The sequence below is a fragment of the Bacillus sp. TH13 genome (assembly GCF_016651175.1).
In the GTDB taxonomy this organism is placed as follows: Bacteria; Bacillota; Bacilli; order Bacillales; family Bacillaceae_G; genus Bacillus_A; species Bacillus_A thuringiensis_S.
Genome location: NZ_JAEKEJ010000007.1, coordinates 316,058 through 332,363 on the forward strand (window position 1 = coordinate 316,058; position 16,306 = coordinate 332,363).

Genomic DNA, 16,306 nt, shown 5'->3' on the forward strand with positions numbered 1-16,306 from the left:
TTGAATCATTTATTGAGAATTTCAGAAACAATACATCCTGTTACCTTAAATGCTTATCGATGGAAAATAACTAAAGGGAAACTAATTAACAAAAGATTAATTAGAATTGAAAATATCGATTTAAGCATCGATACAGAACTCGAAGGCGTTAAAGTAGGTGATACGGTTTATATTCATGTAGGAGATGTTATCTCGTATATCACAGCCGCTGAATGGGATCAGTATCAAAAAGAACAACATGTAATTGAAGATAGTTACAATAAGATGGTAACTAGTAACATTCGTAATAGAACTTTATTTTAATAAAAACGATAAAAAGAGGAGTGTATATTGATGAATGTGTCTATTTATAATCGCGAAAATAAAGAATGGAAAGAAAGAAAAGAAACAAAAAACAACAGTTTTAACGAAGTACTGAAGACATTGCAAATTCTTGAAAAAAATTTAGGAGGGAATACCTGTATTGCACCGTCAGAAATAGATTTGGGAAATTATCCAGAGCTGATAAAGATGGAAAATATAATACGAAATAAGTTAATAGGATATCAAGAAGATTTTTATTTCTTTGATATATATTATTATTATTTCTTATTTGAGCGAAAGGTATTGTGGTTAGTACGAGAGACAGGAACGAGAATAATAAATTTATGCAATTATGAAAACTTTGAAGAAAAACAGGTAGCATTTGAAATATTGGAATTCTATATTTATCAAAATTGTAGTGTAATCTATAGCATAATTGATGGGAGATTGAAAAAAATAAATAACCATCAGGCATTAGAATTATTAGAAAATGTAAAGATATCAAAGAATTTGATTTGTTAACTTGAGAAAGTACAATAACAAAATAAATTTTCTGAATTTAAAGATTAAATAAACTTCAATGTGATATAATTTAGTTGCATTTTTTTCTTTTTCTTTTTCTTTTTTATATCACTAATTACTTATAACCTTTCGGGTTAATGAAATTACACAAAAAGGAACTTTATGTTACTTTATTTCATTGTGTAAACAATTCATTTTCCTGGAAGGTTATTTGTTTTTGACTGAAAGGGGTGATGCTATGTTATAGCAACTAATTATTAAATAGAAACTGCTGCTGCAATGTCAAAAGTTTTTCGAAAAGGGGTGCATATTATGTTGGTTACAGTAATTGTTTCAGTTGTGGCTGGTATGGTCTCAGGATTGGCTAGTCATTACATCACAAACAAAAAGTTTTTGTTGCCTCGTAAGAGCAAGCTTGCATTTCACCCGGGTTTCTTGGGAGAGATGTTTGTAGGAAGTATTGCTTCACTCGTTGGTGTTGCAATGTTTAACCCTGAAACAATGATGGATATTCTTAAGGTGAGTATTCTTGCTGGAATTTCAGGGCAAGCTTTCCTGCTGCACAATCGCTTGGCAACGGAACAAGTAAAAACCGACGAGATTCAGTCGATTTCAAAGAAATTGAACGAACTCGAAAAAAAGAATAAGGAATAATAGAGGAGTAATCTGGTATAAATAGAAATAGAGAGATGAGGAGATTTGGTTATGTAACGGCCAAATAAAGTGAGTTGAGTTGAGGTGAGCCCGATGTCTCGAAAGGAAGTTTTTGATTATCTAGATGATCAAGAAAAAGAAGATTTAGCAGAATGGACAGAAGAGCTTAAGAATGCTCAATCTACGAAAGCAGTCAAACTTTATTCAGATAAGATAAAGGAACTGCTAGGAAAGATTGAACAACGAATGATTAGTTCAGGAGAGGAAGCAGCGACGGTTAGCTTCTAATTGAATAGCAAGAAAAAGGAAAGCTGGTGGATTTTATCCACCAGCTCTTCTTTATTATTTAAAAATGTTCTATGAAAACAGAGAACCTTGTTGACTAGGTTTTTTTATTAAAAAATTTAAGAGGAGTGTTTATAATGAGTACAGATATATTACAACAATTATTAGAGGTTGATCAAAAAGCAAGAGAACAAGAAAGAGTCCATTTAATCCAAAACTTTTTCAATTTAGGTGTTTCAGTTGAAATCATAGCGGAAGCAACTTCAGTAAGTGTAGAGGATGTAAAAAGAATAATTAAATAATAAATGTATAAGGTTAAAAATTGTTTAATGACCTATTTAAAAATATAATAACCATCTATCGTATAACAGATAGATGGTTATTATATTTGTATTAAAAACTAGTATTTTGTTTTCTTTTTCATCGATTTATTCATGTAACTTTTCACTAATATAAGTCTCTTTATATTCATTCCCTATACGAACTAACATCAATGTATTTTTTAAATCAGAAATATTGGCTACGGATGAAGCTTTTAATGTGCCTGTCAAATAAGCAATGGCAGCTTGACTTAGTTCAAGTGAGAAATCAATAAATTGTTTTATCTGCTCTTTTCTTAACGGATTTTCTTCAATCAATTTATCCATGTTTTTCATAGCTTTCTTAGTATTATGACTATATATCTTATCTCTTTGAGTATACAACCAGTCTAAGCTGTTATTTTTTTCGAATTGTTCATATTCCTGTTTTTTTGATTTAAAAAAGGATTCTGGTGCTGGTCCACTTACTGTCAATTCAGTTGAAAATGTTTTATACTCCATACATCGACCAAGAAATTTTTTAACGCTAATTGCATCTTTGTGTGTAGTTTTTTCATACAATTTGGACACGACTGCAAACGTTGAAACTACTAATGAATTATAAATGAAAGAATAAAAAGCTGAGGAAGCTCTCATCTCATCAAAGTATTCCACTTTTTCTCTTTCTAATTGCATCATTATTTCATAAAAATTATTTGCCTCAAATGACTGTTGGTAAATTTCTTCAGCAAGCTCTAGTAACTGTTCTTCTGTCATAATGTCCCACCTATACCTATCTTTTATTTTCATTATATCAAAATTTAAAACTCTTCTCCCCAAACCGTTCCATTACGGGGGAACACGACATCACCATTAAGCTAACATTTTGAAGTGCCCCAAAACGAAATTTTTTGTTGTTTTTTATAGCAAAAAAATTCATTTTTATCGTTTTGGGGTAATCTATTTTCTTAACTTGATGGGTAGGGGGTATCGCTAGCATTTCAGAAAAAACCAGACTAAGATTATGCAAGATTTTATACATTTTTTTGGCTAACCCAGTAACAAATGAGAGCCATAAAACCGTACCAGGATAGGAATTTATAAAAAATGCATAGATCCCTAGAACAAAAAAGGAGGAACCCATACTCTCATAAGGGTTCCTCCTTTTCTTTGCTACCGATAATTTGGCTTTATGTAAACTTGACATGTATAAAATATACAGGGTTCTTTATTCAACTGATGGAACAAATTAGTTGAACACGACATTTCAAAAACAGTATGATTATGAAGGATGGAATATTAAGGGATTTGAAAAAAGTAGAAATTTAAAAATCAAATTTGTAAATAGAATGGATGATACTATGAATGAAAACAGAATAAAAATACTCGCTATTTCAGGCAGTCTAAGGAAGAATTCCTCTAATACAAACGTTTTATATGCTATTTCTAATCTGAAATCGGAAAATATTGATTTTCAATTTTATGAAGGATTGGAACATCTCCCATACTTTAGTCCTGAAGCAGATACAGAGGATCCTCCTGCTTCAGTTAAGGACTTACGTGAACAACTTAAACTAGCTGATGGTGTAATAATTTGTACCCCTGAGTATGCGAGGGGAGTTCCAGGAGTTCTAAAAAATGCTCTTGATTGGGTTGTATCATCGGGAGAATTTATGAATAAACCAGTAGCTGTTATTAGTGCTTCTTCACGTATTACAGGTGGAGATAAAGCACACGAATCAATAATGCTCACATTACAAATGATTGAAGCAAGTATCCCAAAAGAAAGCACTTTACAAATTGGTGTCGTAGGAACCAAGATTAATAGTAAAGCAGAAATCCTAGATCCTACGACGAGAGAACAATTAAAATCAGTGCTTAATTCCCTTATTTCATCTATCTAATGTTAAGCAAAACACATGTATTTACTTCCGATAACACCTGATTATGTGAACATAAGAGCCCTCCAGATCAATTAAACTGAAGGGCTTTTGATAGTCTCTAAAATACATTGCTCCCGATAATGAGACGTTATGTTAACTGATCATGTATACGGTATTCAAAATAGATTTCTGATTTTCCTTTTCCATCCATGATACAATTTATTAAATAATTTACTTATTGTACCTTGGAAGATGGAAGGAGTTAAATCTGAATGAAGAAGGTTTTAGAACGTGAGGAATTTGTTGATATAGGTGGATTTCAATTATATACAAAAATATTTGGAAGTGATAAAGAAACTCCAACTGTAGTAATGGACGCGGGTTATGGTGATTACTCTAAAGCTTGGAATGAAATAGTATCGCAAATTGCGGAATTTACAAAAGTTCTGGTCTATGATAGAGCTGGTTTAGGAAAGAGTGATTCTAGTCCCAACAATAGAGTTAGTTCTGAAATGGTAAAAGAGCTAAGAACATTACTAAAAAAATTACAATTAACGCCTCCTTATATTTTTGTGGGACATTCCTTTGGTGGAGTAAATGTTCGATTATACGCATCTTTATATCCAAGCGAGGTAGCAGGTCTAATACTTGTAGATTCAACCCCAGAGGGCTATAGAGAACGATTTCTTCCCATCATGCCTTCAGATTTCCAAGAAGCTTATAATAAACAATTTATTTATGAAGGTACATACGATCAGTTTATGAAGAGTCTTGAAGAAGTACGATTACACAGAAAAACACTTATAGATACAAACGTTATTATTCTTTCTGCAGGAAAAAAAGCTTTTTATTCCACTGATGCACAAAACTTATGGTTGCATATGCAAGAGGAATTATTGGATTTATCAACTAATAGTTCCTTAGTTATAGCACCTAACAGTGGACACTATATCCAAAAGGATGAGCCACAATATGTAATAAATGCGGTCAAAAAGGTTCTTCAGATTATATAATTAACTTCCGCTAACGATAATTATGTAAATAAGCTGTCCATATGGACAGCTTATTTCATGTTTTTGCTTAGCGTGATTTTTTCCGAGATGCTGACTGTATCCCATGTAACATAAAAAGCAACAATAAACTTTAGAATTTAAATTAAGGATTATTAAAATAGTATATGGAGTGAGACACCCTATAACTGTAATACATATTATATGGTTGTTAAAATACTCAAAATTTACCGTAAGAATTACTATTTTTTATAGTCTATTTACGTAATTTATGTTATGGTTTCATATGTTAATTACTTACAATTTTTCGGGGGGTATGGAAGTTTGAAGGTAAAGGGACTAATATTATTAGCATTTTCACTTATGTTTGTAGCAGGGGGAGCAGCAGGGTGTACTACAAAAGAAAAACAAGTAGATAGTAAAATTTCTATTGAGCAAAATAAGAAAGAAGACTATGAAGAAAACTTAGCCTATCTGATGAAAGATGTTTCTGAACAGTCCAAGGTCGTAAGTGACATATTAACAGGCCAAAAGTCGGTAGAAGAGAAGAAGAAAGAATTTGATTTAGCTTCTAAGGACTTACTTGAAACATCAGAAAAGGTTAAAAAATTAAAGCATGACGAAAAGTATAGAGATGTGCAATTTACAATGGATACGGCTATGGGTTTACTAGATATGTCACTTAAATCAATTGGTGACGGTCTAGAATTAAAAGATAGAAAATTAATAGAAATAGGTAATGATGCAGTAGTTAAAGCTTCTAAGAAGATAGACGAAGCAAACGAGATGATGAAAGACATCAAATAGAAAGATAAATTAAGACAGTGGTAATTTAGTTAGCTTCTGAACTACTAGAAAATGAGTTTGATGAAAGTAGGAAAAGATATGAAACGAAAGGCACTAAAACTTGCGTTACCCTTCATGCTATTATTAGGAGGAGTTGGTTGTGGAAGTAATGCAATAGATGAAGAGCACGCTATTGTCTCGAAAGAAGATGCAAAAAAGGAAGACATTTATGCAGGAAATCTACTCCAATTAAATAATGAGTTTAACACTATTATTGAAGATCTAGCTATAGCTGAGGAAAAGGGGGATAGTTCTGAATCATCCAAAGCTGAGTTTGAAGAGAAATTTAAACAAGCAAAGTCAGTTACAGCACAAATGAGAAGATTAGCACCAAGCTCAAAATATAAAGATGCCCATAAAAAGGTATCTCAAGCAACTACAGCGATAGATAAATCTTTTAATAAGCAATTAGACGCTATTAAACAAGAAGATTCAAGTAAACTTAAAGAAGCTACAGATAGTATGAATGAACCATTTGATAAGTATTTAGAGGGGATAAGTGATGTAAACGATATATATTTAAAAGAGATTGAAGATATTGCTGAAACATTAGGAAAATAGGTAAAATAAACGATATTCGTAGTGGCGAATAAAATGGAAACAAATATAAAAGTGGAAAGAATAGAAAAAGCATTTTAAAACAAAGGGGTATATGTTAATGAAACGTAAGATATTATCTTTTTTAGTAGTTCCAATGTTAATGTTAACTGGGGGTGGATGTGAGACAAAGGTTAAGAAAGATGAAGCAATGGAAGCTTCTGTTAAACAGAATAAAAAAGAAGACTTCAGTAAGAACCTAGAATATTTAATGAAAGATTTCTCAGAACAATCTAAAGAAATAGACGGTATTGTAAAAAGTAGCAAGTCAATGAAGAAAAAATCAGAAAAGTTAAAAGAAGTATCTAAACCTTATTTAGAGTTAGTGGACAAATTAAGTAAGTTAGAGTATGAAGAAAAAGATCACCCAGTACAACATAATGTAGGTGTAGCGATGATTCATGTAAAAGATGGAGTGGCAATCATACAAGAAGGTTTAGATAAGGGTAAAGAAAATGAAGTTGATGCTGGGGTTGAAAGATTAGAGACTGCTTCTAAGTTAATTGATAAAGCAAACAAAGAATTGAAAAAATCTAAGTAACCTAACTATAGGGGAGTGTGTTATATCTATAGGCTATCCTATAATTAATTGATCCTAAAGCTTCATACATAATAAAAATACCGGTTCTTATTAGAACCGGTATTTTAAGTGGTATTATTTCGAAGCACTTATTTTACTTAGTAAAATAAGTGTATAGTCTAATTCCTATCAATAATCCGTAGGTAACATCATAATAAAACTTTTACCGTTATCAATAATCCATATACGGTGTGCTAATGGAAGTTTATCCACTTTTACATCTGTTTTGGAACGTATCTCAAAACCTGGACTTTCTTGTTGATAATTTAATACCAAATAATTATCTTCCAATTTTAAATCAAAGATGTGTTTATAGCTTAATAAAGAATTGTTTCTTGAAAGTATTTGTGTTTTAAAAAAATCCCAAATGCTTTTAGTTATTATTGAAGGAAGATTTTTATCTATACTTGCAGTTCCATAACTATGACGGTAAATATTACGTATTTTCATATTGTATCCTCCTTTTCAAAACCAAAGGAGATTGAAACATTTAAGGTTAAATCTAATGATGGTACATGTAAATTACCCCATGTATCTAATGGATCATGCCCATCTATAACATATCTTTCCTCAATTCTTGCTAAATAATAGTTTTCATTTCCAATGCAATTTAGCCAATAAAATAATAGTAAAATAGATTCGCTATTTTTAGTATCATTTTTGTTTTCTCCTAGTTCCTCTGGCATATCCCACTTGAAATCCGTCCAATGCCATAACAGACCGTGTGGCAGTGTATTTTTTGTCTTTGCCTTATTCAGTAATTCGTGCACTTTTTCTACTGATTCAGAATTAGTTAATATTTCATTCATAGATCTCAATAAATCTGAATGCCTTATAATTAACACAACATTTGCCATGTGCTTAATACCTCCTAAAGTATTCTTTATAAAATTTCACGTACCATATGTTTAATATATTTTTAAACATATGGTAATCAAGGGAATGCTGTCCTTGAAAGGACGGAAATATCATTCGGAATTTCACACGTAATTACGTAAAACATAATCACAATCGCTACATATATCCTTATATGATTTACCGTGTATGGTTTTCTTTTCAAATAGTTCAATTGTCTCCACATAATAAGAACAATTTGTACATTTTTTAAAGTGTAAATCCAATTGATCGATAGGTAATTTATTTTTATATAGCCAAATATCTACATCAAATTGTATTAGTTTTTTGATTCTTGGAAATTTCATAGTAGGAGTTTGGGATTTAACATTAACTAAATTAAGCATGAAGGACCTCCTTAATATAATTCTGATTCACCCAAATAATCTGGGTGAATCAGAAGCTTTATCCAAGTATTTAATCTTAAAATTTCATCAAAGTTTAATTAAAAAAGGATATTTTGACTATTAATAAGTGAAAGCGAATTTTTCTTAAATACGAATAAAGTCATGGGTGCTAATATGGAAATCTTCTTGTTTTTGAAACAAAATTACCTCAGAACAACCTTCACTCTTTTTTATTTTGTTTATAAAATTATTTAAATTTTTTTGATCATAATTTTCTAATTTCCAATATACTAACTCACTGTTGATCGACCAGCCTTTTAAATAATTTTCGCGGAGACCAACTACTAATAAGATGAAATCCTTATTCTTTTTACTATTCTTCTTATATAACTTTTCCAAATTTACATATCCAAGTAGTAATGCAAATAGCATTTCTATATCACCAGACATACTGGAAATGAAATTTTCATGTTTGGCATATGCAATTAATCTTTGCTTAATAACGGTTAAATCATAATTACTAAATGCCAATACCATTGGGCCGCCCCAATCACCATCAGATATATAGCCAGCTTTTTTTCCATCTATATATACCACTGCTTGTTGAAGTGGTTCACCCTCATGTCCACGTTTAATTGTGTAAGTCTTGATTTCTATTCCATTAATACTTGCCATTTTTATTCCCCCTGGTTTGCATGATTTAATTCTTAAATATCCGTCATACAATTTGTGAATAAATAGATTCAAATTTCTTGCGATCATTTATCGTTCCAGATAACTCAAATTTCATTAATACGGGTACGTTGTATTTATCAGAGATAACATCTGCACTCTTTGCAAACATGTCTCCCCAATTGCGATTGCCACTTGCTGCAACGCCTCGTAAGTGCTTAGAATTCTTAGTTAAGAAGTATTCTACAAGTTGTGGCACTTGACCAAAACCTGTTGTGTAAGTAACGAGTATAAAATCTTCTTCAAGGAGTAAATTATCAGTAATTTTTACTGACTTTATATCAGGAAATGATTTTATAAACCGTTCAACATTACTTGTCTTAGATGCAAATGCCACTAACATAAAAGTACCCCCTTGACTATTTTTTAAAGCAGAAAAGGGGCATATTCTAATTGAATATAACCCCATTTTGAAACTATAAAATTAGGTTCTCACCCAGGTTCTAATTACTGATAGTTAGTTGTTCATTTAGGTCTTCTATTATTGATTCTTTAGTTGATTCCATCCCGACAGGAATAACAACTCCATATATAACGCCCTGAATTAACCCATCTGGATAATTCGGAGTATCTTTAACCCGTTCTAATAGAAATTCAGCAAATTCTTCGATGGTTTCATCATCTTGAGCGTAAAATTGAATGTTTCCAAGAAGGACTAGTTCCGGAGTCTCTGAACTCTGTTGCATTGGCACTAGTTCCTGCGTTAACGGTTGACGTATTTCTGGTAAGCAATAATCTAAAAATATGCCTATTGTCGAAATAACCATAGTATCCATGAAAGAAGTAATAATCAGATCTCCTTTCATTCCATAAACACGAATTGCTGCAGCTATTTGACGATAATCTTCGCTATTTAAATACCCTTGAAACTCACCATTTAAATATAAACTAAATAACTCATTATTATTTTCAAACATATTATAATTCCTCCTTATTATCTTTAATAATATTTCTATCATCTTCATAATGACTTGCTGCTGCATCTGAAAATTGGTCCAACAGAAAGTGGATTTGTCTGTCTAGGAGAATAATATCGTCAAATACATGACTTCCAAAGTACATGCTAATTGATGTAATACTTTCAAAGTTAATGCTTAATTCATATTGCCCGATCTTACTGTTGAAATAGAAAGTTGATTTTTGCTGTGTGTTTTGGAATTTATGTCGTACTTCTGTTTTTTCGAGAAGTTTTCTTTCTTCAAGTTTTGGGGCGATAAAACGATATATCACTTTAATTAGACTAGAAGAGAGTACTTCCATCATAAAAGTAAATATTTCTGGATTCTTTTTGTAGATGCGATTATAGGAATCTAAAAAAAGCATAGTTTTTGTAAATTCAATTTTTGCTTTAGAAAACTTTTGGATTTCAGTATGTTCATGAATTATACAACTATCCCAGTAAGTTTCATTTAGCAGCTCAATAAAATTATTCATCATAACTCCCTCCATAATAAAAACTCCTCAAAATTGAGAAGTCTGTGTATTACGCATAAATGCGTTTAATATTTTCTTACTGTGCTTTTAGTAGAAATTCTTCGTAGTCTTTCCTCAAAAGTAGATATTGTTTTGAGATGATTTCTTGAATGTCTTCATGTGTTAGATACTGATTTTCAATCAGAGTTTCATTTTTTAATTCTGGCCATGTTTTTCCGCATTGATCTAATACGAATTCGTTAAAACTCATTTACTCTCTCCTTTCTAGACAATACAAAAAGCCCTTCAAGGATACAGGATAGTAAGAACAAATGCAGTTTGCATTATATTCTTCTTTCAAGTAACCCGAAGGGCTTATGTGTATTGAGATTGATTTAAAAAATTAAAAAGGTGTATATAACAAATAATATCTCAAATTTCTGAAAATGTAAATTGATTATAAAGATTTCATTTTAGAGTTTGATAAATATAATTTATAAGAAGTAAATATGAAAAAGTTAGAGAATTATCTTAGTTATTAAATAGATTCTGCCTATACTTTAAGTAGAGCCCAATTTATTAAATTTAAATAGTTTATATGTTCATATATAGAATTTTGAAGGGGGTAAATTGTAAATGATTCCAACGTCAACATATGTGGCTAAATGGGTATTAGATGACTTAACACTTGCATCAAGACCGAATCAGGGGATCAAACTAAGTACATTTAAAAAATTAGAGAAACTTTATGTAGAATACAGAGAAATGATTGAGGGGGATACTAGCTTTGAAATCACACATTATTTGCTAGAGTTTATCAATCCACATAATCTTTTTATAGTAAGAGAAGGTTACTATATATTTGATAATAAAACGATGAAATTCATTAAAGTATCGGACGATATTCATTTTTCTAATCAAAGCTTAGCGTATTGTAATAATGGAGTTGCAGTGGATTTAATAAACGGAAAAATGCATTTTTTAGAAGGACATTATTATAAAGTTAAGACCTCATATGTTGATTTGTTAAAAGGAGAAACTATCCCTGTAATGGTACTAAGTCATTTAGATAATAATGTTGGAGTATCAGTTCCTTTGACAATGTTTAATGAGGAAAGAACTTTTAAAATTTCAGAGAGTTATATAGTGGATCTCACCTCGAAAAATTGTAACAATGAGAGTGAATTTAGTGAAAAGGGAAACGTAGTACGATTTCTAAAACCATCTATTGTGTAGTTAAGTATATATGTTAATTAAATTCATAATGAATTTAAGAAGGTGATAAATTTGTCTTTTGAAATGTATACAGCCTTTCGAGGTAAAGTAATTATAAAGGATGAATATAAAGAATTGGTGGAATTAATAAATACAGGAAGATGGGAAGAAGCAGCGTTAAAGTTTCCATTTGTTAAAGAATATATAAAAGTTAATCGTAGTACAGACATTCCATTTACAATGGAACAGATAAATGAAGCATTAGCAGAAGATGATTTTCTATATATGAGGTGGCACGTAGGAAACTGGGAAGAAGAGAAAGACTATTATACAACTTTAAAAGGTAATGAATGGTCATTTATAGCCAATTTAAAGAATTACAGAGATCCAGAATATAATGTGACACCTATTTCATTATTTATGAATTTGATATTAAAAGAAGTAGCAGAACATATTATAAAGCTGGAAGCTTGGTATGGTGAAGCTGATGAACCAGAAGAATATGTTTTTATTAATAATGAATTTATAAAGAAGCTTTAGCAGTAATGAAATATTGCTGCTTTTTATTTATTAATACACTAAAATTATTGTTGTTAGCGTTATATATATTCATTTATAATAGAATATGGAAAATTTTACACTGCAATAATAAAGGTTTTTATTATATAAGAGCTGGGAGCAGCTCTTTTTATTTTGCTCAGGGGGAGTGTGAAATAAAAAAGTTTATGTTTGTAGCGAAGTTAAATGATCTAATGGAAAATAAAAAAATGGAATTAGTTGAACTGGTAAATAAACACGGCTTTAGCCATACGAAAGTTCTCTATTTAAGTCAAGAAATTGATAAGTTAATTAATAAATATATGGTTATAAAAAAAGGAACCCTATAATAGTAGGGTTCAAAGGGAACAGATACATAAAATAAATAAAGAGAATAATTTAATTATATAAGAAATTTCATACTGTAATATTGAGAAAGTGTAAAACCTTAATTAAATATTTTCGTTTGAAAAGTGAAGTAATTACTATTTTAAAATTAAGAACAGATTTAATAGAGAAAGCCGTTAAACTAACTCATATAAAAGAAGACACCAATGTTAGTAAAAAGGAAGTCAATATTGCATTTAATTTATATGAAGAATTACAAAAAATAAACGAACCTAAGAAATTTAAATTTTATCCTTTCAATGAAAAGGAAGCCAGTGAATTCTCACTAGCTGATTTCTCGGAAGACGCTAAAAAAATTATTAGTTTAAGAAACTGGGTTTTAGAAGTGCTGCCTATTATTGATTTGTATAAGGAGGTTGGAAAATTACCCCTAACTAGGGAGAATGACGACTTTGTAGAGTATCTTGAAGATTGCTTCAGTACTTATATCTCAGGGTTAGAGAGTATCTGCAGTGCAACATTAGCAGCAGTTATTAAAAAACAGGATTTGAGACACGTAAAGAATTTGTGTGAAGGAATTATTTGTTCCTTACAAGAATATTATAAAGGTTTTCCTTCAAAGGCTTCTAATGAATTTTATAGGGTTTTAAAAAATAATGTATCTAAGCCAAATCATTTTAATGATATAAAAACACTTCAAAACTTTGACAATGAATTCCTCTATAAAATGCGAGTCGGTACCGATCATGTATTTACAAGTGATGAAATGTTTCATATTCCGTTAGAACTTCGGGGAATAGTCAGCACAAATAGATACAGTATTCCTGGGTTACCTTGTATCTATTTAGGAAGCTCACCTTTAACCTGCTGGGAAGAACTTAATAAACCGGATTTAAATACGGTCCAGACTTCAGTATTTAAATCAGATGATATAAGTTATATAGATTTATCTACACCACCTGTTGTTTTTATAGAGAAGATAATTACGAAATTTTATAATTTCGGTACAATTATGAAAAACCGTTTATTTGCGAAGGAGTTAAATGAACCAAATGAAGTAATTTCTTATCTAATTATTTGGCCTTTAATGGCAGCATGTTCTGTACGTGTAAAAAATACCACTGACACATTCAAACCAGAATATATTATCCCACAACTATTATTGCAGTTTATAAGATATGATGGATTTTTTGATGGCGTAAGCTACTTCTCAACTAAAGTGGATAACTACTCTGCTGAAACAGCCGTACTTTATAAAAATTTTGCTTTTCCTGTTCAAGGTGGAGCAACTAAAGGTCTTTGTCCAGAACTACTAAGTAAATTTGAGGTTTCAGATGCAGTACCGTGGAATATGTTTCAGTTGTATAAGGATTCAAATCATTGTGATCCCCATGAGGGAGAGAAACGAGTGGAACATGACTTTATTAATGGAATGAGTTTATTATATTCTTCGACAGATTTTAGTAAGCTAGAAACTTTTTTACAGAATAAAGTTTTATTAGAAAGTTCTAATTGATGTTCGTCTAGAGTGTGGGAGTTTGACCGATTTGTAGATTCAAATGTTTAGGATACTAGATGAATTTGTGATATATTTTTAAAGTAGTGCACAAGTGCAAAATCACAAAAAAGATCACCTGTTAAATTTTATAGGTGGTCTTTTAATGTTTATTAAATAATCTTTTGATTGAATTAGTACAGGGGTTCCGCCACATACCTATCAAGCTAAACTTCTGAAATATCCCCAAAACGAAAATTTCATCCTTTCATAGTTGTCCATAGGATCTTAGGGCGATTTTCATTTTTGAGAAGAATACATTTCTCAAATTGATGGCAATTATGGAGGGGTAAAAATAATGTTACGATGTTTATAAAAAATATGCGAAGAAATATGTTAATAGATTTTTAAATAATATTCATATTAAATACTATTTTGACTTTGATTAAACTTTGTTTCAAACAAACATTAAAATCTATTCTAAAGAAAGGGAAATATGGTAGAAAATGAAAGCGAACATTAAAATTATTGAAAAGCTTAAAGAAGAATCTTGTACCTTCTACATTCACAAAGTAACATCTTTTATTTTAGATATGGTATCAACACTAGAGAATAGTTCTGATAACTATTTAATAGTTAATTCTACTCACAAAGGTGAACAAGAAAAAATTTCTTGCTCAACTGTTATTTATTTGGAATATCTTGAAAGGAAAATTTTTGTTTATACAAAAGAAAATATATTTGAGATAAAAAGTCCTTTATATAAATTACAATCTGAACTTCCAGATAACTTCATTAGAATTTCAAAAACTATAATTATCAATATTTATTTTTTAAACAAATTCTCCGCTAAAGCAAACGGAAATTTGGAAGCACTGCTTTCAAACAGAGAAAAAGTAATTGTGTCAAGAAAATATGTTTCTTCATTAAAAAAACAGCTAAAAAAACATTCCCAATAACCACTTATGTATTGATTTTTACCACTTATGTTTAAAAGTATTTCTTTATATCCCCTTTGATGTAAATATTAATAAAAACAAAGGAGGATATACAATGTATACTATGATTAAAGAAGTATTTATAAGAACTCCATTATGGGTATGGATATTATTATTCGTTTTAATAAAAAGGGGTATTGCTATTTCTCAAGAAAGACCAATTAATTTATCTAAAATGTTCCTTGTTCCCATGATTTTTATGATATGGGGGTTAGATAAAATTATCACTAAATTTTCTTACTTAGGATATTGTTTAATAAGCTATACGATTTTCATTCTTCCAGGCATTTTGATTTGATATTTGTTATATACAAAATATCAAATTTTCTTCAAGCAAGAGACGGTTACTTTCAGGAAGAAATGTTACCTTCCATTAATAATTATATTGATTAATTTCTTTGTAAAATATCTCTTAAATGTAACTTTAGGAATTTACTCATCATTTTATGATAATATTTCGTTTAATATAATTTATTCTGCCATAAGTGGACTATCTGTAGGCTTATTTTTTGGAGGAATATTCTACACATTTTATATACAATCAAAATTAAATAACCTTATCTTAAAATCATAAAAAAAGAAGGGAAAGACTTTATTGAAACTAAAAAATCGACTGTATACAGGTTTAGGAACTGGTTCATTTATATACATGATAGTTTTACTATCAAGAAACAATAATATATCTATTACACGAGCTGAGATAATAAGTGTTCTTATAATCTCAGCTTGTGCAGGCATTTTTACATTCATTTTTGATATTGAAAGAATCAGCTATTCGTTCGCCTTGGTAATCCATTTTTTCATGATGATTATAGTTGTCTTTCTTATATCTACATATAACCATTGGATAGAAATATTCCCAACTGCTGATTTTCTTGAAAGTATAGTTTTGATATATGCATTTTCTTGGTTAATATCATTTTTAAATACAAAAAAAGATGCTAAAGAATTAAATATGTTACTAAAAAATAAAAATAACATTTAAAGTGTCCTTCTTATAAGAAGGATTATGGTAATTAATCAGGTCGATTGTTTAACAAAAACAACCCTTTTTACGTATGTAAACTTTGGTTAGTTTACGTTGTCTTCCGTTTTCGAATCTCATGTCATCAACGTTTACGATAGGATAACTACATGTAGAAGATGGAAAATCGCACAGAGGTTTTATACTTTTTTTCAATAGATAAAACTACATGAAAATAAAAAAAGTAAAAATGTGGAGAGTTATTTGTCAAAATATATAGAATTTTTAACAAAAATTCATAATTATGTTATATAATGATGTTAACAAACCATATTTTAGGCATTACCCCCGATTGTGTAGAATAAATAATTTTTCGATGAGCTA

26 protein-coding genes are annotated in these 16,306 nt (G+C 30.0%); 17 read left to right on the plus strand and 9 right to left on the minus strand.

The features are described from left to right. From JFU02_RS03240 to JFU02_RS03260, 5 genes are all read left to right on the plus strand, one after another. The gene (locus JFU02_RS03240) at positions 1–303 is read left to right on the plus strand and encodes a hypothetical protein (RefSeq protein WP_196303433.1); all 303 of its coding nucleotides are present in this window, start codon (positions 1–3) and stop codon (positions 301–303) included. Between the two features lie 30 nt (positions 304–333). After that, on the plus strand, positions 334–825 hold the full coding sequence (locus JFU02_RS03245) for a hypothetical protein (protein ID WP_201069744.1): 492 nt from the start codon (positions 334–336) through the stop codon (positions 823–825). Between the two features lie 312 nt (positions 826–1,137). Continuing rightward, positions 1,138–1,479, plus strand: a complete 342-nt coding sequence (locus JFU02_RS03250) for a DUF4257 domain-containing protein (RefSeq protein ID WP_000961794.1) — start codon at positions 1,138–1,140, stop codon at positions 1,477–1,479. Positions 1,480–1,572: 93 nt separating this feature from the next. Then, complete coding sequence (locus JFU02_RS03255) at positions 1,573–1,767, plus strand: hypothetical protein (RefSeq protein ID WP_000087398.1); 195 nt, start codon at positions 1,573–1,575, stop codon at positions 1,765–1,767. 134 nt (positions 1,768–1,901) lie between these two features. Then, positions 1,902–2,066 (plus strand): hypothetical protein, encoded by a 165-nt coding sequence (locus tag JFU02_RS03260; protein ID WP_180226655.1) that lies wholly within the window; start codon positions 1,902–1,904, stop codon positions 2,064–2,066. Positions 2,067–2,192: 126 nt separating this feature from the next. Here JFU02_RS03260 and JFU02_RS03265 read toward each other — a convergent pair whose 3' ends face one another. Next, positions 2,193–2,840 carry an AbiU2 domain-containing protein gene (locus JFU02_RS03265; RefSeq protein WP_242488039.1) on the minus strand — a complete coding sequence of 216 codons (648 nt, stop codon included), beginning with the start codon at positions 2,838–2,840 and terminating at the stop codon, positions 2,193–2,195. Positions 2,841–3,424: 584 nt separating this feature from the next. Between JFU02_RS03265 and JFU02_RS03270 the strand changes: the two genes are divergently transcribed. The 5 genes from JFU02_RS03270 (at position 3,425) to JFU02_RS03290 (ending at position 6,940) form a co-directional block, all read left to right on the plus strand. Next, positions 3,425–3,967, plus strand: a complete 543-nt coding sequence (locus JFU02_RS03270; protein WP_201069847.1) for an NADPH-dependent FMN reductase — start codon at positions 3,425–3,427, stop codon at positions 3,965–3,967. A gap of 251 nt (positions 3,968–4,218) precedes the next feature. After that, positions 4,219–4,959 carry an alpha/beta fold hydrolase gene (locus JFU02_RS03275; RefSeq protein ID WP_201069751.1) on the plus strand — a complete coding sequence of 247 codons (741 nt, stop codon included), beginning with the start codon at positions 4,219–4,221 and terminating at the stop codon, positions 4,957–4,959. Positions 4,960–5,280: 321 nt separating this feature from the next. Next, positions 5,281–5,763: a tungsten formylmethanofuran dehydrogenase gene (locus JFU02_RS03280; protein ID WP_201069753.1), complete on the plus strand. Its 483-nt coding sequence runs from the start codon at positions 5,281–5,283 to the stop codon at positions 5,761–5,763. Between the two features lie 78 nt (positions 5,764–5,841). After that, complete coding sequence (locus JFU02_RS03285; protein WP_201069755.1) at positions 5,842–6,363, plus strand: hypothetical protein; 522 nt, start codon at positions 5,842–5,844, stop codon at positions 6,361–6,363. Positions 6,364–6,454: 91 nt separating this feature from the next. Further along, positions 6,455–6,940, plus strand: a complete 486-nt coding sequence (locus JFU02_RS03290; RefSeq protein ID WP_201069757.1) for a hypothetical protein — start codon at positions 6,455–6,457, stop codon at positions 6,938–6,940. Positions 6,941–7,108: 168 nt separating this feature from the next. On the opposite strand, the gene JFU02_RS03295 is transcribed toward JFU02_RS03290, so the two are convergent. The 8 genes from JFU02_RS03295 to JFU02_RS03330 all read right to left on the minus strand — a co-directional run bounded on the left by JFU02_RS03295 (position 7,109) and on the right by JFU02_RS03330 (position 10,636). Then, positions 7,109–7,429 carry a DUF960 family protein gene (locus tag JFU02_RS03295; protein ID WP_201069759.1) on the minus strand — a complete coding sequence of 107 codons (321 nt, stop codon included), beginning with the start codon at positions 7,427–7,429 and terminating at the stop codon, positions 7,109–7,111. Next, a complete protein-coding gene (locus tag JFU02_RS03300; protein WP_064473007.1) occupies positions 7,426–7,836 on the minus strand; it encodes a hypothetical protein in 411 nt (136 codons plus the stop codon). Before JFU02_RS03300 ends, JFU02_RS03295 begins: the two co-directional genes overlap by 4 nt. Positions 7,837–7,959: 123 nt before the next feature. Further along, the gene (locus JFU02_RS03305; RefSeq protein ID WP_201069761.1) at positions 7,960–8,220 is read right to left on the minus strand and encodes a hypothetical protein; all 261 of its coding nucleotides are present in this window, start codon (positions 8,218–8,220) and stop codon (positions 7,960–7,962) included. 144 nt (positions 8,221–8,364) lie between these two features. Then, positions 8,365–8,895: a hypothetical protein gene (locus tag JFU02_RS03310; RefSeq protein ID WP_201069764.1), complete on the minus strand. Its 531-nt coding sequence runs from the start codon at positions 8,893–8,895 to the stop codon at positions 8,365–8,367. 43 nt (positions 8,896–8,938) lie between these two features. Further along, the gene (gene nrdI, locus JFU02_RS03315) at positions 8,939–9,295 is read right to left on the minus strand and encodes a class Ib ribonucleoside-diphosphate reductase assembly flavoprotein NrdI (protein ID WP_201069766.1); all 357 of its coding nucleotides are present in this window, start codon (positions 9,293–9,295) and stop codon (positions 8,939–8,941) included. Positions 9,296–9,395: 100 nt separating this feature from the next. Beyond that, positions 9,396–9,869, minus strand: coding sequence for a hypothetical protein (locus JFU02_RS03320; protein WP_201069768.1), 474 nt, complete (start codon positions 9,867–9,869; stop codon positions 9,396–9,398). Between the two features lies 1 nt (position 9,870). Next, complete coding sequence (locus tag JFU02_RS03325; protein ID WP_201069850.1) at positions 9,871–10,386, minus strand: hypothetical protein; 516 nt, start codon at positions 10,384–10,386, stop codon at positions 9,871–9,873. A gap of 76 nt (positions 10,387–10,462) precedes the next feature. Further along, complete coding sequence (locus JFU02_RS03330; RefSeq protein WP_201069770.1) at positions 10,463–10,636, minus strand: hypothetical protein; 174 nt, start codon at positions 10,634–10,636, stop codon at positions 10,463–10,465. Positions 10,637–11,001: 365 nt separating this feature from the next. On the opposite strand from JFU02_RS03330, the gene JFU02_RS03335 reads away from it, so the two are divergent. The 7 genes from JFU02_RS03335 (at position 11,002) to JFU02_RS03365 (ending at position 15,943) form a co-directional block, all read left to right on the plus strand. Continuing rightward, positions 11,002–11,601 carry a hypothetical protein gene (locus JFU02_RS03335; protein ID WP_201069772.1) on the plus strand — a complete coding sequence of 200 codons (600 nt, stop codon included), beginning with the start codon at positions 11,002–11,004 and terminating at the stop codon, positions 11,599–11,601. Positions 11,602–11,664: 63 nt separating this feature from the next. Further along, positions 11,665–12,120 (plus strand): hypothetical protein, encoded by a 456-nt coding sequence (locus tag JFU02_RS03340; protein ID WP_201069852.1) that lies wholly within the window; start codon positions 11,665–11,667, stop codon positions 12,118–12,120. A gap of 227 nt (positions 12,121–12,347) precedes the next feature. Continuing rightward, the gene (locus JFU02_RS03345; RefSeq protein WP_232289742.1) at positions 12,348–12,467 is read left to right on the plus strand and encodes an aspartyl-phosphate phosphatase Spo0E family protein; all 120 of its coding nucleotides are present in this window, start codon (positions 12,348–12,350) and stop codon (positions 12,465–12,467) included. An 80-nt stretch (positions 12,468–12,547) separates the two neighbouring features. Beyond that, the gene (locus tag JFU02_RS03350; protein WP_201069774.1) at positions 12,548–13,981 is read left to right on the plus strand and encodes a hypothetical protein; all 1,434 of its coding nucleotides are present in this window, start codon (positions 12,548–12,550) and stop codon (positions 13,979–13,981) included. Positions 13,982–14,466: 485 nt separating this feature from the next. Beyond that, on the plus strand, positions 14,467–14,919 hold the full coding sequence (locus JFU02_RS03355; RefSeq protein WP_201069777.1) for a LytTR family DNA-binding domain-containing protein: 453 nt from the start codon (positions 14,467–14,469) through the stop codon (positions 14,917–14,919). Between the two features lie 94 nt (positions 14,920–15,013). Further along, positions 15,014–15,256 carry a hypothetical protein gene (locus JFU02_RS31960; RefSeq protein WP_242488041.1) on the plus strand — a complete coding sequence of 81 codons (243 nt, stop codon included), beginning with the start codon at positions 15,014–15,016 and terminating at the stop codon, positions 15,254–15,256. Positions 15,257–15,553: 297 nt separating this feature from the next. Further along, positions 15,554–15,943 (plus strand): DUF3021 domain-containing protein, encoded by a 390-nt coding sequence (locus JFU02_RS03365; RefSeq protein ID WP_201069778.1) that lies wholly within the window; start codon positions 15,554–15,556, stop codon positions 15,941–15,943. Positions 15,944–16,306: the final 363 nt, after the last annotated feature.

Bases quoted from the DNA above. Each gene is read 5' to 3' on its own strand.
- JFU02_RS03245 (WP_201069744.1), top strand. From the start codon at position 334: ATGAATGTGTCTATTTATAATCGCGAAAATAAAGAATGGAAAGAAAGA.
- JFU02_RS03250 (WP_000961794.1), top strand. From the start codon at position 1,138: ATGTTGGTTACAGTAATTGTTTCAGTTGTGGCTGGTATGGTCTCAGGA.
- JFU02_RS03255 (WP_000087398.1), top strand. From the start codon at position 1,573: ATGTCTCGAAAGGAAGTTTTTGATTATCTAGATGATCAAGAAAAAGAA.
- JFU02_RS03260 (WP_180226655.1), top strand. From the start codon at position 1,902: ATGAGTACAGATATATTACAACAATTATTAGAGGTTGATCAAAAAGCA.
- JFU02_RS03265 (WP_242488039.1), bottom strand. From the start codon at position 2,840: ATGACAGAAGAACAGTTACTAGAGCTTGCTGAAGAAATTTACCAACAG.
- JFU02_RS03270 (WP_201069847.1), top strand. From the start codon at position 3,425: ATGAATGAAAACAGAATAAAAATACTCGCTATTTCAGGCAGTCTAAGG.
- JFU02_RS03275 (WP_201069751.1), top strand. From the start codon at position 4,219: ATGAAGAAGGTTTTAGAACGTGAGGAATTTGTTGATATAGGTGGATTT.
- JFU02_RS03285 (WP_201069755.1), top strand. From the start codon at position 5,842: ATGAAACGAAAGGCACTAAAACTTGCGTTACCCTTCATGCTATTATTA.
- JFU02_RS03290 (WP_201069757.1), top strand. From the start codon at position 6,455: ATGTTAATGAAACGTAAGATATTATCTTTTTTAGTAGTTCCAATGTTA.
- JFU02_RS03295 (WP_201069759.1), bottom strand. From the start codon at position 7,429: ATGAAAATACGTAATATTTACCGTCATAGTTATGGAACTGCAAGTATA.
- JFU02_RS03300 (WP_064473007.1), bottom strand. From the start codon at position 7,836: ATGGCAAATGTTGTGTTAATTATAAGGCATTCAGATTTATTGAGATCT.
- JFU02_RS03305 (WP_201069761.1), bottom strand. From the start codon at position 8,220: ATGCTTAATTTAGTTAATGTTAAATCCCAAACTCCTACTATGAAATTT.
- JFU02_RS03310 (WP_201069764.1), bottom strand. From the start codon at position 8,895: ATGGCAAGTATTAATGGAATAGAAATCAAGACTTACACAATTAAACGT.
- nrdI (WP_201069766.1), bottom strand. From the start codon at position 9,295: ATGTTAGTGGCATTTGCATCTAAGACAAGTAATGTTGAACGGTTTATA.
- JFU02_RS03320 (WP_201069768.1), bottom strand. From the start codon at position 9,869: ATGTTTGAAAATAATAATGAGTTATTTAGTTTATATTTAAATGGTGAG.
- JFU02_RS03325 (WP_201069850.1), bottom strand. From the start codon at position 10,386: ATGAATAATTTTATTGAGCTGCTAAATGAAACTTACTGGGATAGTTGT.
- JFU02_RS03330 (WP_201069770.1), bottom strand. From the start codon at position 10,636: ATGAGTTTTAACGAATTCGTATTAGATCAATGCGGAAAAACATGGCCA.
- JFU02_RS03335 (WP_201069772.1), top strand. From the start codon at position 11,002: ATGATTCCAACGTCAACATATGTGGCTAAATGGGTATTAGATGACTTA.
- JFU02_RS03340 (WP_201069852.1), top strand. From the start codon at position 11,665: ATGTATACAGCCTTTCGAGGTAAAGTAATTATAAAGGATGAATATAAA.
- JFU02_RS03345 (WP_232289742.1), top strand. From the start codon at position 12,348: ATGGAATTAGTTGAACTGGTAAATAAACACGGCTTTAGCCATACGAAA.
- JFU02_RS03355 (WP_201069777.1), top strand. From the start codon at position 14,467: ATGAAAGCGAACATTAAAATTATTGAAAAGCTTAAAGAAGAATCTTGT.
- JFU02_RS31960 (WP_242488041.1), top strand. From the start codon at position 15,014: ATGTATACTATGATTAAAGAAGTATTTATAAGAACTCCATTATGGGTA.